The sequence below is a fragment of the Pseudomonas sp. Pseusp88 genome (assembly GCF_047303955.1).
In the GTDB taxonomy this organism is placed as follows: domain Bacteria; phylum Pseudomonadota; class Gammaproteobacteria; order Pseudomonadales; family Pseudomonadaceae; genus Aquipseudomonas.
This window is the reverse complement of the sequence record NZ_JBGLYM010000043.1, coordinates 24,500-36,260: the sequence shown is the minus strand read 5'-3', so window position 1 is coordinate 36,260 and position 11,761 is coordinate 24,500. Positions and strand designations below refer to the sequence as shown.

At 60.2% G+C, this 11,761-nt stretch carries 13 protein-coding genes and 1 other RNA gene; 9 read left to right on the top strand and 5 right to left on the bottom strand.

Annotation, left to right across the window (positions count from 1 at the left end; genetic code table 11):
- Positions 1 to 203 precede the first annotated feature (203 nt).
- The 3 genes from ACCD02_RS29655 (at position 204) to ACCD02_RS29645 (ending at position 1,218) form a co-directional block, all read left to right on the top strand.
- The gene (locus ACCD02_RS29655) at positions 204 to 614 is read left to right on the top strand and encodes a hypothetical protein (protein ID WP_413309727.1); all 411 of its coding nucleotides are present in this window, start codon (positions 204 to 206) and stop codon (positions 612 to 614) included.
- A 26-nt stretch (positions 615 to 640) separates the two neighbouring features.
- Positions 641 to 814 (top strand): DUF6021 family protein, encoded by a 174-nt coding sequence (locus ACCD02_RS29650; RefSeq protein ID WP_413309725.1) that lies wholly within the window; start codon positions 641 to 643, stop codon positions 812 to 814.
- A gap of 161 nt (positions 815 to 975) precedes the next feature.
- Positions 976 to 1,218, top strand: coding sequence for a hypothetical protein (locus tag ACCD02_RS29645; RefSeq protein ID WP_413309723.1), 243 nt, complete (start codon positions 976 to 978; stop codon positions 1,216 to 1,218).
- A gap of 10 nt (positions 1,219 to 1,228) precedes the next feature.
- On the opposite strand, the gene ACCD02_RS29640 is transcribed toward ACCD02_RS29645, so the two are convergent.
- Together ACCD02_RS29640 and ACCD02_RS29635 are read right to left on the bottom strand one after the other, a co-directional pair.
- Complete coding sequence (locus ACCD02_RS29640; RefSeq protein WP_413309721.1) at positions 1,229 to 1,384, bottom strand: hypothetical protein; 156 nt, start codon at positions 1,382 to 1,384, stop codon at positions 1,229 to 1,231.
- A gap of 17 nt (positions 1,385 to 1,401) precedes the next feature.
- Positions 1,402 to 1,635: a hypothetical protein gene (locus ACCD02_RS29635; RefSeq protein WP_413309719.1), complete on the bottom strand. Its 234-nt coding sequence runs from the start codon at positions 1,633 to 1,635 to the stop codon at positions 1,402 to 1,404.
- Between the two features lie 189 nt (positions 1,636 to 1,824).
- Between ACCD02_RS29635 and ACCD02_RS29630 the strand changes: the two genes are divergently transcribed.
- From ACCD02_RS29630 to ACCD02_RS29620, 3 genes are all read left to right on the top strand, one after another.
- A complete protein-coding gene (locus ACCD02_RS29630; protein ID WP_413309717.1) occupies positions 1,825 to 2,388 on the top strand; it encodes a type 1 glutamine amidotransferase domain-containing protein in 564 nt (187 codons plus the stop codon).
- 142 nt (positions 2,389 to 2,530) lie between these two features.
- Positions 2,531 to 2,627: signal recognition particle sRNA small type (ffs, locus tag ACCD02_RS29625), an RNA gene on the top strand.
- Between the two features lie 164 nt (positions 2,628 to 2,791).
- Positions 2,792 to 3,325: a DinB family protein gene (locus tag ACCD02_RS29620; protein ID WP_413309714.1), complete on the top strand. Its 534-nt coding sequence runs from the start codon at positions 2,792 to 2,794 to the stop codon at positions 3,323 to 3,325.
- Here the strand turns inward: ACCD02_RS29620 and ACCD02_RS29615 are convergent.
- The 3 genes from ACCD02_RS29615 to ACCD02_RS29605 all read right to left on the bottom strand — a co-directional run bounded on the left by ACCD02_RS29615 (position 3,320) and on the right by ACCD02_RS29605 (position 6,515).
- Entirely contained in the window at positions 3,320 to 3,799 is a 480-nt protein-coding gene (locus tag ACCD02_RS29615; RefSeq protein WP_413309712.1) for an N-acetylmuramoyl-L-alanine amidase, read from the bottom strand. The genes ACCD02_RS29620 and ACCD02_RS29615 overlap by 6 nt on opposite strands.
- 157 nt (positions 3,800 to 3,956) lie before the next feature.
- Positions 3,957 to 5,648, bottom strand: coding sequence for an acid phosphatase (acpA, locus tag ACCD02_RS29610; RefSeq protein WP_413309710.1), 1,692 nt, complete (start codon positions 5,646 to 5,648; stop codon positions 3,957 to 3,959).
- Positions 5,649 to 5,750: 102 nt separating this feature from the next.
- Positions 5,751 to 6,515: a substrate-binding periplasmic protein gene (locus ACCD02_RS29605; RefSeq protein WP_413309708.1), complete on the bottom strand. Its 765-nt coding sequence runs from the start codon at positions 6,513 to 6,515 to the stop codon at positions 5,751 to 5,753.
- A gap of 164 nt (positions 6,516 to 6,679) precedes the next feature.
- Here ACCD02_RS29605 and dnaX point away from each other — a divergent pair, with 164 nt between their 5' ends.
- The 3 genes from dnaX to ACCD02_RS29590 all read left to right on the top strand — a co-directional run bounded on the left by dnaX (position 6,680) and on the right by ACCD02_RS29590 (position 11,759).
- On the top strand, positions 6,680 to 8,764 hold the full coding sequence (dnaX, locus tag ACCD02_RS29600) for a DNA polymerase III subunit gamma/tau (RefSeq protein ID WP_413309706.1): 2,085 nt from the start codon (positions 6,680 to 6,682) through the stop codon (positions 8,762 to 8,764).
- Positions 8,765 to 8,830: 66 nt separating this feature from the next.
- Positions 8,831 to 9,157: a YbaB/EbfC family nucleoid-associated protein gene (locus ACCD02_RS29595; protein WP_259101903.1), complete on the top strand. Its 327-nt coding sequence runs from the start codon at positions 8,831 to 8,833 to the stop codon at positions 9,155 to 9,157.
- A gap of 496 nt (positions 9,158 to 9,653) precedes the next feature.
- Positions 9,654 to 11,759: a putative bifunctional diguanylate cyclase/phosphodiesterase gene (locus tag ACCD02_RS29590; protein WP_413309703.1), complete on the top strand. Its 2,106-nt coding sequence runs from the start codon at positions 9,654 to 9,656 to the stop codon at positions 11,757 to 11,759.
- Positions 11,760 to 11,761 lie beyond the last annotated feature (2 nt).

Here is an 11,761-nt window from a genome sequence, read left to right as displayed (position 1 = left end):
CGCCACCACCCGCACCGCCTCCTGCACCTCCACTGCCACCCGCGCCGGATCCGGAACCTGCGCCCGTTCCTGAGCCAGAACCGCCGGTACCTGAGCCGCCCGTGCCGGTTCCAGTTCCGGTGCCATTGCCGCCCATGCCATTACCGTTGCCGGAACCTGAATTGATCCCGCCGCCACCGCCGCCACCATTATTGGTGCCCGGCATGCTGCTGCCGTTACCCATGTTGTTTCCCGAGTTGGTCGACCCGTTTGGCGCGCCTGGGTTGGAGCCCGGCGGTAATGCCGAGCCGTTAATGATGCCGCCGTTGTTGGTGCCGCTTGGGTCAGTGGTACCAGTCGCTGCCAATACAGGCGCTGCCAGCACACAGGTTAATCCGGCCAGGGCCAATGCACGACTTAGTGAGCTTTTCATGAAAGAACCTCTTGTTGTTTTCAATCATTGCGATGGTGAGCGTTTACAGACCTCACAGAATTGGGAAATGAAGGGCGGCGCAAAGTTTGAAAAAAACCGCGGATTGACGACGAGTGGAGGCGTTGGCCCCGCTGCATGGCCGTTGGTCTTGCGCAGGGGCACTCTGCGCTGGCGCGCCTTTCTCAATGGCATGGCCGGATAGTCCGGGCATCGCAATGGAGATCCATCATGCAACCTAAACCTGAGACGCCCGAACAACCCGACGACGATCTGGGCTTTGATCCGGAGTCACCGGATGTCAGCGACCCGCAAGTCGATCCCACCCACCCCGCGCGCACCGGCAACGAGCCCCATAACAAACCCCGGCCAAAAACCAATCCGGTCGATGAGGTCGCGCAGTGAAATGACCCGCACCTGGGCGGCTCTGCGCAGGTCGGGGCCGCCAGACCACTTCGTCATGCAGCGGTGTGGGTACCGCTGATTCCCTTCGCAGGGAACCGGGAAAAAATACGCGGGGTCTACCGGCCCAGATCAACTGCGAAATCAATCTCGGGAGCGCCGAAATGGAAACACAACGAAAAACCCCGGAGCTGGATGCCTGGTATCTGGTGCTGGAGGACAGCGGCTATCGCAACGATTCGCCGGACGCCTGGCATGAAACCCTGATCAGTGCGGCCGATGAGTTGTTGCGCGGCGGCGTGATCGACTGGGATGACTGTCAGGCGCTCAAGGCGCGGGCGGACTTCGGCTATGAGCGCGCTATTGATGACGCAGTGGCGTTGAAACTGGATGACCCTGAGCAGTGAACTTTAACGGTCAAGGCTTCTTGTCGTCGCTCTCAGACCAGTCCCGGGTGTCTGCCTGGGACTGATCGCTCTTGCGCTCGGGATCGTCGGGTTTGATCGGTGCAGACAGCGGATATTCCGGCGTCTGCCCGTCTTCATGTTGATCCTTGGGTTTCACATTTTTCATGGCGATCGCCTGATCATCTAGTTGCCGTCCGCCACTTTGCGTTCGATTTCAGCGGTTTTCTGATTCAGCTCCTCGACTTCCTGCTCCTTGGTCCGGGTTGAGGTAGGGGTAATGGTTTCGTCTACCCCTTTAGTGGCTTCGCTGCGGTCCTGGAGATCGCGCTCCACCACGTTGACGGGTTTGCCTGCGGCATCCACAGGCGGGTTGTTCGGGGCTGAGTTTTCGGGGGCGGAACGATCTTGGTTGCTCATCGGGATTTCCTCTTGATGTGAAGTTTGGAAAGAGTGAAATCCGCCGAGTTCGATTTTATTGCCGGGCGGTCATGACCTTTCAACCTGCCAACCGGTGGCCGGACCGGGCTGAACTTTCTGATTCGCCTGCGCCTCCGATCCTCTGCACGCCCGTTCCGACGGGCCACCCTGACCAGAGGAAGACCTGTCATGAGTACTGAATTGCAAGGCAAGAAAGTCCTGATCATTACCTCCAACTCCGGCATCGAGCGCGACGAGTTGCTCAAGCCGCTGCAAGCCCTGCGTGGATTTGGTGCCACCGTTACCCATGGTTCGAGCAAGGGCGGCACCACGCAAACCTGTCTGCATGACGCCGAAAAGGACGTAACCGTGAAGTCCGACAGTGCACTGGCCGGCCTCAATGCCGCTGACTTCGATGCACTGGTGATTCCGGGCGGCACGGTCAACGCCGACACCTTGCGCCAGGACGCCGATGCCCGGCGGATCGTCAATGAGTTCGTCAAGGCGGGCAAGACTGTCGCCGCGATCTGCCATGGCCCATGGTTGCTGATCGACGCCGGTGTCGTCGGCGGCAAGACACTCACGTCCTACCCCAGCGTGCGCACCGACCTGCTGAATGCCGATGCGGCGGAGTGGGTCGATACTGAGGTCAAAGAGTGCCCGGCCAATGGCTGGACGCTGATTACTTCGCGCAACCCGGACGACCTGCCAGCGTTCAACAAGGCCATCGCCAGCGCCTTGCAGGCCGCCTGAGGCCCCCCGGACGGCTGCCGCGCCCGCGACACAAGTACCTGAGCGCCCTCGAATTTTTTATCCGCAAGAACAGGTTGTAACTTCGCTCAAGACCGGTACAATGGCGCGGCTCGCCGAGAGGTGAGCGTCGTTATGGTGACCCCATCGGTCCCCCCGCAACGATTACCCGTGAACCTGGTCAGATCCGGAAGGAAGCAGCCACAGCGGGAACATTGTGTGCCGGGGTGTGGCTGGTGGGGTTGCCTCCTTAACGGCCCTTCGCTTTACTTCTTCTTTTTCTGTCTCCTGCTTTCTCAAACCTTGTGCGTTGCTTGATGTCGGCTCGACAGGGCATTTCGACGGCCATTTGTATTGAGCACCACGCGAGCTGTTCCATCGCCTGACCTTGTCCGGAGTGCCTCTCGTGAACCGCCTCGACCAGATCCGCCTCATGGCTGCTTACAACCAATGGATGAACAACCGTCTGTATGAAGCCGCGGCCAGTCTGCCGGATGATGTGTTGCATGTGGATCGAAAGGCGTTTTTTGGTTCGATCATCGGTACGCTGAATCACCTGCTGGTCGCCGATACCATTTGGCTGCAGCGTTTTGCCCGGCATCCGTCCTTGCACGCGGCGCTGGATCCGCTGCGCCAGTGGCCTGCGCCGCAAGGCCTGAGCCAGTTGCTGTTCGAGCACTTCAGCGAGATGCGTGAGCATCGGGTTTTGCTGGACCGGATCATCAGCGAGTGGGTTGTGGCGTTGAGCGAGGCGGATCTGGACATTGCCTTGTCTTACAGCAATACCCAGGGCACACCTTATGTGCGTGATTTTCATGCATTGCTGACGCACTTTTTCAATCATCAGACCCATCACCGTGGCCAGGCAACGACGCTGCTGTCGCAAGCGGGCGTCGATGTTGGCTCAACTGATCTGTTGAATCTGATACCCGTCCTATAGCGTGGCCAAGCGTTCTTTGAGCCACGGGTTGATATCGAATGACGGACAGGCTTTGGTGAATTCATTCGGGGTAATGCGACCGTCGCCGTTTTTGTCCGGCGACAAATCGCGGTGGCCACAGATGCGCGCTTTTGGATAGCGGACCTTCAGTTCCCTGAGCAGGCGTTCCAGGGTTGCAAGCTGTTCGTCAGTGAAGTTGTTGGCCGGTTTGTTATTGATATCGACACCTCCTACCAGGCAAATGCCGATGGAGCGGGCATTGTGGCCAGTGGCATGGGCGCCGATGGCATTTTCCCTGCGGCCCGTTTCCAGTTCGCCATTGCGGCGGATGACATAGTGATAGCCCACTGTCGTGAAGCCGCGCTGGACATGCCAGCGGGTAATGTCGCGTACGCCGACGTCGATATGGGGACCTGATGCGGAACAGTGCACAACCAACAGGTCGGTGCCGGGGCGGGTTTTAAGAGGGGTCATGAGTTCGAATCTCCTTACACAGTTAATCAGACTGTGTAAGGAACACCCGTGGAGTTTTCAGAACAAGTTGGTCTGGCCGTCAAGGCTTGTACGATTTGTCGCTGTTTGACGCAGGAAGTGAAGCGTGCCCAAGAAAGAGAATGGGCACGCCGCTGACTCATCCCGGGAAATGCAGGGCGTTGGTCAGGTCGCCCATGGGCTGTTGGCCTCGGGCTTTCATGGCGTCGTCGCGTTGCTTGAGGCCGTCGAGGGTTTCCAGGCCGTGGATCCGGGTGATCAGACGCAGGATCGAGGCGGTGTCATAGACAGTGTGGTCCACCATGCCTTTGCGGGCGAACGGCGAGACGATCAGCGCCGGGACGCGAGTGCCGGGGCCGAAGCGGTCGCCCTTGGGCGGTGCCACGTGGTCCCACCAGCCGCCGTTTTCGTCGACGGTGACGACAATGACCATGTTGTTCCATTGCGGGCTGTTGCGCAGGACCTTGATCACCCGGTCGATATGACGATCGCCCGAGGCGACGTCGGCATAACCGGCGTGCATGTTCAGGTTGCCTTGCGGCTTATAGAAGGTCACCGCAGGCAATTTGCCCGCTTCGGCGTCGGCAAGGAATTTGTTGCTGCTCGTTTCGTCGCCCAGACCGCCGTCACGCAGACGCTTGGCGCGCTCGGCGGGGTTTTCCGGCCCTTGCTGCTTGAAGTAGTTGAAGGGCTGGTGGTGGTACTGGAAGTTGGGGATCTTGGGAATGCCGGTGGAATCCTTGTATTGATCCAGGGTGACTTGCCAGGCGCCGGCGTACCAGGCCCAGTCGATGTTCTTCTTCGACAGCTTGTCGCCAATATGCTCGTGGGTCTGGGGCACCAGCACGTTGGCCAGGTCAGGCTTGGAGTAGTCGGGTTTCTCCGGGTCGCGCAGCCAGGTCGGCCAGTACGGCGGAGCCATGGTGTTGACGGCGAAACCGTCCGGCGTCAGCAGGCTCGGGCCGAACTGCGGGGCGCCGGTCATGGCACTGGCCGGGGATTTCTCCAACGGCTTGAGACGGATGTCGAGGGGGTCGTCGCTTTCCAGCGTGGCGATCTGCGCCTTGGCTACCGACGAAGCGGCGTCCGGGTAGAACGGCGCACGGGCCGAGATCAGGTATTGGTGGTTGAGGAAAGAACCACCGAAAGCGCCCTGGAAGAAGTTGTCACACAGCACGAATTCCTTGGCCACGTCCCACAGGCGCAGGGAGTACTGGCTTTGTGGGTAATAGCCCATGGTCAGGCCACCGGAGTCGGCCCAGGCAACGAATTTGTCGTTCTTGCCGCCGTTGATTTGCATCTGGTTCTGATAGAAAACGTGCCACAGGTCGCGGGTGACCAGGCTCAGAGGCAGGTCTTCGGCGTTCGGGCCCTTGAGCGGGTAGGGCGCGTTGGGCAGGTTTTCCTGGAATTGGGTATTGACCGGATAGGTTACGCCATCGACGGTCTGCGGGCCGACCTGGAGAACGCCGCCCCAGGCCGGGGGCAGGGTGTTGAGCAGGCCGCCATCACGGTCGCGCTGCTGGTAATCGGCAGGCTTGACGGTGGATAGCGGGCTTTCGACGCCGGGGAAGTCGCCGAACAGGTTGTTGAAGCTGCGGTTCTCGGCGTAGATGACCACCACTGTCTTGACGTGTTCGCGCAGGGCTTTGTCCAGCGCCGGGCCAGCCAGGTGTTTCTCGGCCTTGGTGCCGGTCGGCTCATGGGCCGAGGCGTGACCACTGAGGGCAGCGCCGGCGCCCAGAACGGCGACGCCGCCGAGGAAGCGGCGGCGACTGGTGTCAGTGGGGGTACCTGTGGTTTCGGAGGTGTCGTCCGGTTTGTCGCTCATGCGCTTCGCCCTGCCCGCTGGTCTGATTGTTACTAAATATTTCTGAGAGGGTAGCGGCGCATTGTGACGATATTGCTACAGCTTGACGGCGGGCCGGGCGGGTCAAGGTGCCATGATTTGAGGTGCGGCATTGGAGGTGCGGTAGCGCTCGATGATGCGGTCGATTTCCCCGGACATTTTCATGCGCAGCAGGGCGCGCATGATGCCTTGCACCGGCAGGTCCAGATCGTTGCGGGCAATGCAGCCCACGGGCTCTTCGTTAATGATGGCCACCGCTTGTATCGGGTCGCCGGCGCCCTCGTTCTGATTGAACCAGTCCAGTGCCCACTGGCTGCTGACGGCATAGAAATAGCGGCGGGCCTTTAGCTTGAGCAGGACCTGGTCCTGGCTGCGGGCGTCCTCGCGGATCAGTTGCTGATTGTCGAACAGTGGTTGCAGTTTGGGGTAGAAGTAGCCCAGTACCGTGCCGACGGGTTGTCGATGCAGTTGTGCTGCGGTGATGGGGAAGGCATTGCGGTTCGTGGTCACCAGCAGGTCGCGCTGGATCAGCAGCGGCAGGCTCCAGGTATAGTCGCCGGACAGGCCGCCCAGCCAGTCGGGAGAGACGTAGCAGCGCACGTCGATCTCGCCGCGTTCCATGGCACCCTGGATGCGATTGCGCGGCAGCACATGGTAAATGGCAGTACGCCCCATGTGTTCGCTCAGGCTTTGCATGATGTCGAACAGGATTCCGGCATCGGGCTGACCATCCCGGACATTGACCAATGGCATGGACCAGCTGTCGGCGAGGGAAAAGCGTAACGATGCCTGATCGGCCAGGCTGGGTGTCGACGCCCATAATAGAATGCTCAAAATCAGTAGGCGCATGGACTCTCTGATATCGGTGCTACGGCACTTTGGACGGTGCCGGGCCGAGTGGTGGGGGCTGGTATTTACAAGCTTAGTCATATTCAAACAGTACATCAGATGCAATTTTGCCCCTGCTCCGCTAGCATTGGCGGTCTTCCGCTATTCAGTCGCGACGGTTTTCGATGAGTTATCAGGTTCTTGCACGTAAATGGCGTCCGCGCTCGTTTCGCGAAATGGTTGGCCAGACCCATGTGCTCAAGGCTCTGATCAACGCGCTCGACAGCCAGCGCCTGCACCATGCCTATCTGTTCACCGGTACCCGGGGCGTAGGCAAGACGACTATCGCCCGTATTATCGCCAAGTGCCTTAACTGCGAAACCGGCATCACTTCCACGCCTTGCGGCACGTGCTCGGTCTGTCGGGAAATCGATGAAGGGCGCTTTGTCGATCTGATCGAGATCGACGCCGCGAGCCGCACCAAGGTCGAGGACACCCGCGAGTTGCTGGATAATGTGCAGTACGCCCCCAGCCGCGGACGCTTCAAGGTTTACCTGATCGACGAAGTGCACATGCTGTCCAGCCATTCGTTCAACGCCTTGCTCAAGACCCTTGAGGAACCGCCACCCTACGTCAAGTTCATCCTGGCGACGACCGATCCGCAGAAACTTCCGGCAACCATTCTCTCACGTTGCCTGCAGTTTTCCCTGAAGAACATGACGCCAGAGCGGGTAGTTGAGCATCTGACCCACGTGCTGGGGGTCGAGAATGTGCCGTTCGAGGCAGACGCTCTGTGGTTGCTGGGTCGTGCCGCTGATGGTTCGATGCGCGATGCCATGAGCCTGACCGACCAGGCGATTGCCTTCGGCGAAGGCAAGGTGATGGCGGCGGACGTACGAGCCATGCTCGGCACCCTGGATCATGGGCAGGTCTATGACGTGCTGCACGCTCTGCTTGATGGCGATGCCCGGGCGCTGCTGGAGGCTGTACGCCATCTGGCCGAACAGGGCCCGGACTGGAATGGCGTGCTCTCGGAAATTCTCAACGTGCTGCACCGGGTGGCGATTGCCCAGGCATTGCCTGAAGGTGTCGACAACGGCCATGGCGACCGGGACCGTGTGTTGGCCCTGGCCCAGGCGCTGCCGGCCGAGGATGTACAGTTCTACTATCAGATGGGCTTGATCGGTCGTCGCGACCTGCCTCTGGCACCGGAGCCGCGCGGTGGTTTCGAGATGGTCCTGCTGCGAATGCTGGCCTTCCGCCCGGCCGACAGCGATGACGCGCCCCGTCAGCCGCTAAAGACGGTGGGACTCAATCCGGCCACGGTTGATTCCCCAAAGGCAGTGGCTGGCACCGCTCCTGTATCTGCAGCGCACGCTATTGCAGCTCCGGTTACGACCCCTGTGCCTGCTGCAGCGCCTGAACCTGCCGCACCTGCGGCGGTGGAGGCTGCACCTGTCGCGCACGCTGAGCCATCCGTGGTTGAAGCCGTCGTCGATCTACCCTGGAACCCTCAGCCTGAACCTGTCCCTGAGCCGGTCCTGGAGACCGTGGCCGAACAGCCGCCACTGACACCCATGCCGACACCGGCTCCCGACACCCCGGTGCCTGAAGCACCGCAGGTCGAAGAGCCCGAGCCCGAACCGGTGGCGAGCGTAGCCATGCTGGAGCCGGTCCCGTCGGCAGCGGCCTATGTCCCTGCGCCCATGGAGCGCGACGATGAGCCGCCGCTGGACGATGATTATGTCGAGCCGGATATCGATATCGATCCGGCGTCCTACAGCTATCTGGACGAACTGGCCCACGACAGCGTGACCGAGTCCGAGCCGGTCGAAGCCGAGCCGGCCCCGGCTTTGAAGCCTGCCACCGGACTGGCTGCCGAGTGGCTGGAGCTGTTCGCCAAGCTGCCGATTTCCGGCATGACCGGTAGCATCGCCGCCAACTGCACGCTCATCGCCCGCGATGGCGACAATTGGCTGCTGCACCTGGACCCGGCGCACAGTGCGCTGTTCAACTCGACCCAGCAGCGGCGTTTGAACGATGCGCTGAACCAACAGCAGGGCCGCACCATCAACCTGAGTATCGAGCTGCTCAAGCCCGAGCAGGAAACCCCGGCCCAGGCCGCTTCGCGCTTGCGTGCCGAGCGCCAGCGCCAGGCCGAGGCGTCGATCCACGCCGATCCGTTTATCCAGCAGATGCTGCAACAGTTTGGCGCAGTGATCAGGGAGGATACGATCAAGCCTGTGGACGCCGCCCCGCTGGCGGGCTGATGAATCAAGTGAGGCGCCTTGCGTGGCACCGCACCCCGTAACCATCGATTTTCGAGGAGATACCCCATGATGAAAGGTGGCATGGCTGGCCTGATGAAGCAGGCCCAGCAAATGCAGGAAAAAATGGCCAAGATGCAGGAAGAGCTGGCCAACGCCGAAGTGACCGGTCAATCCGGCGCCGGCTTGGTCAGCGTGGTCATGACGGGTCGTCACGACGTCAAACGCATCAGCCTGGATGACAGCCTGATGCAGGAGGACAAGGAAATCCTTGAAGACCTGATCGCAGCAGCCGTCAACGACGCCGTGCGCAAGATCGAGCAGAACAGCCAGGAAAAAATGTCCGGCGTAACCGCTGGCATGCAGCTGCCACCGGGCATGAAACTGCCGTTCTGATTGACTGTTGGTTGTTGTACCCGATGCCAGGCCTTGTGCCTGGCATTTTTTTGGCTGTATTGATCAGCTAAGCGCAGATATCCGACTGGCAGCCGGGCTGAACTGCGGGGAGGCCAGTACACTCAGCCTGTTCTTTCGTCTGGAATAGCGTATTCGCGGACAAGCCATGCTCGAGCCGAGTCACGCTGTTCGCGCGCCCCGGCTTTGTCGTACCGCCGCCCTCCGCCCCATGTGCTCATGTTTGTTGTTCCACATCACTTCTCCCCAACCTGACTAAGCTCTGTAGGACGCATTCATTGGTTACATTGTGTTTCCGGTTTTCGTTGATATGCTGAAGTTAATGGCTAACTAATGGCGCGAGCGGTTTCTGACGGTGCGGCCGAGGGGTTTTGCGAGGCGGTTTATCGGGTGAAGGGGCGGAGTGAAATGCCCGTTTAACGACGGATTGGTCTCCCCATTGAGGGGAAGACCGGATTAATCTGCACAGGGACGAAGCATGTTTGCTCAGAGTAGTGTGGCGGATGCGGTCATCCTTATCGTGGATGATCAGGCGCACAACGTTAAGATCCTCAGGGAAGCGGTGCGTGACCTGGGTGAAGTGTTCTTCGCCACCAATGGTCAGGATGCCATTGCCCTGGCTAAACAATGCCGTCCGGACATCGTGTTGCTGGATATCGAACTTGGGGGCATGGACGGCTATGAAGTCTGTGCGCTGTTCAAGAGCGATCCTGTGCTGCGCGATGCCGCGATCATTTTTGTCACTTCGCATACCCAGGCCGAGTTCGAGCTGCAGGCGCTTGAACACGGTGCTCTGGATTTTCTGCAAAAGCCCTTGAATGTGCCGGTCGCCCGCGCGCGGATCAAGACTCATGTGGCGTTGCGCAACGAAAGCAAGAAATTGCTTGCCGCTCAGCGTGATCTTGAAGAGTTGCTTGAGCATCTGCCGGTATTCGTTGCCAGTTGGAGCCAGGATCTGCGTTGTCTGTTCTGCAACGATGCCAGCGGCAGCTGGTTTGCAAGGTCGGCTCGGGAGATGCCGGGTCTTGAGCTGAACGCTATTCTCGACCCGGCTTATTCGAAGGCGTTACAACCCGCTATCGAGCGTGTGCTTGAAGGGCAGTCGGTGGACTGTGAAATCGAGCTGCCCGGCTTGGGCGAGGACTCCCGGCACAGCCATGTCGTGTTGATCCCGCGCCAGATCAAACAGGTCAACAGTGGCTTCCTGATGCTGTTGACCGACATTACCGATCGCAAGCTGGCCGAGGTCAAGCGCCTGGACTTCATGACCTCCCATGACTCGCTCACTCATCTACCCAACCGCAGGATGCTGCAACAGCGCATTGCCCTGGCATTGCGCGCGGTGCAACTGCGGGACCAGCAGGTCGGTATGCTGGTGGTGGATCTTGATCAGTTCAAATCCGTCAACGACGCCACTGGGCATGCCGTGGGTGACCATCTGCTGCAAGTACTCGCCAGGCGCATGCAACAGGTTTGCAGCGAAGGACAGACGGTCAGTCGGCAAAGTGGTGATGAATACGTGCTGTTGGTCCCGGGACTGGTCAACGTCCGGGACCTGGCCGATTTTGCCGAGCGCATTCAGGGGGCGATTCATGAGCCGATCTGGATTGAGGGTGTCAGTTATGAGCTGACGGCCAGTATTGGCATCAGCGTCTATCCCGATGATGGTGACGACGGTGATTCGCTTTATAGCCACGCCGAAGCGGCGATGTACCAGGCCAAGCAGGACGGGCGCAATCGTTATCGGTTTTTCAGCTCCGATCTGGAAAGCAGTACGCGCTCGCGGTTGTTGCTCATCCGGCAGATGCGCGAAGCCCTGGCCACTGGGGCCTTCGAGGTCCATTACCAGGCCAAGGTCGATGTGCTGCACGAATGGATCGTCGGCGTCGAGGCGTTGGTGCGCTGGCCGAATGCTCCGGGCGGGCCACTGTCGCCTGCGGTGTTTATCCCGCTGGCCGAAGAAACCCGGCTGATTATTCCCCTGGGCCACTTTGTTCTGCGCCAGGCCTGCCTGCAGGGCCGGGTCTGGCAGGATCGCGGGCATGGGGTGGTGGTCAGCGTCAACGTCTCGGCGGTGCAATTCCAGGATGGCAGCTTTCAGCAACAGGTCCGTGACATCCTCGCTGAAAGCGGTTTGCGCCCGGCCGCGCTGGAGCTGGAAATCACCGAAGGCGTGCTGATCCAGGATGTCGGCAGCGGTCTGGAAACCCTGACGGCGCTCAAGGCGCTGGGAGTGCGGATTTCCATCGATGATTTCGGTACCGGCTATTCGAGCATGAGCTACCTCAAGCGGCTGCCCATCGATGTGTTGAAGATCGACCAGAGTTTCGTTCGCGACATGCTGGTCACCACGGCGGACGCAGCCATCGTCGAAGCCATTATCAGCATCGGCAAGGCGCTGAATCTGGAGATGATCGCCGAGGGCGTCGAGACGCTGGAGCAGGCCAGGGCGCTGTTGGTCAGGGGTTGCCCGATCATGCAGGGCTATCTCTACAGTCGACCGGTACCGGCCATGCACATGAGTGCTTTACTGGAACAGGGCGCTGAAGCACTGCTCACCACGACACTGGGGGCCAGGCCTTGAGC

What these genes read in the sequence shown, in the direction of transcription:
- ACCD02_RS29655 (WP_413309727.1), top strand. Translation starts at nt 204, where the DNA reads ATGCTGCTGCCGTTACCCATGTTGTTTCCCGAGTTGGTCGACCCGTTT.
- ACCD02_RS29650 (WP_413309725.1), top strand. Translation starts at nt 641, where the DNA reads ATGCAACCTAAACCTGAGACGCCCGAACAACCCGACGACGATCTGGGC.
- ACCD02_RS29645 (WP_413309723.1), top strand. Translation starts at nt 976, where the DNA reads ATGGAAACACAACGAAAAACCCCGGAGCTGGATGCCTGGTATCTGGTG.
- ACCD02_RS29640 (WP_413309721.1), bottom strand. Translation starts at nt 1,384, where the DNA reads ATGAAAAATGTGAAACCCAAGGATCAACATGAAGACGGGCAGACGCCG.
- ACCD02_RS29635 (WP_413309719.1), bottom strand. Translation starts at nt 1,635, where the DNA reads ATGAGCAACCAAGATCGTTCCGCCCCCGAAAACTCAGCCCCGAACAAC.
- ACCD02_RS29630 (WP_413309717.1), top strand. Translation starts at nt 1,825, where the DNA reads ATGAGTACTGAATTGCAAGGCAAGAAAGTCCTGATCATTACCTCCAAC.
- ACCD02_RS29615 (WP_413309712.1), bottom strand. Translation starts at nt 3,799, where the DNA reads ATGACCCCTCTTAAAACCCGCCCCGGCACCGACCTGTTGGTTGTGCAC.
- acpA (WP_413309710.1), bottom strand. Translation starts at nt 5,648, where the DNA reads ATGAGCGACAAACCGGACGACACCTCCGAAACCACAGGTACCCCCACT.
- ACCD02_RS29605 (WP_413309708.1), bottom strand. Translation starts at nt 6,515, where the DNA reads ATGCGCCTACTGATTTTGAGCATTCTATTATGGGCGTCGACACCCAGC.
- dnaX (WP_413309706.1), top strand. Translation starts at nt 6,680, where the DNA reads ATGAGTTATCAGGTTCTTGCACGTAAATGGCGTCCGCGCTCGTTTCGC.
- ACCD02_RS29595 (WP_259101903.1), top strand. Translation starts at nt 8,831, where the DNA reads ATGATGAAAGGTGGCATGGCTGGCCTGATGAAGCAGGCCCAGCAAATG.
- ACCD02_RS29590 (WP_413309703.1), top strand. Translation starts at nt 9,654, where the DNA reads ATGTTTGCTCAGAGTAGTGTGGCGGATGCGGTCATCCTTATCGTGGAT.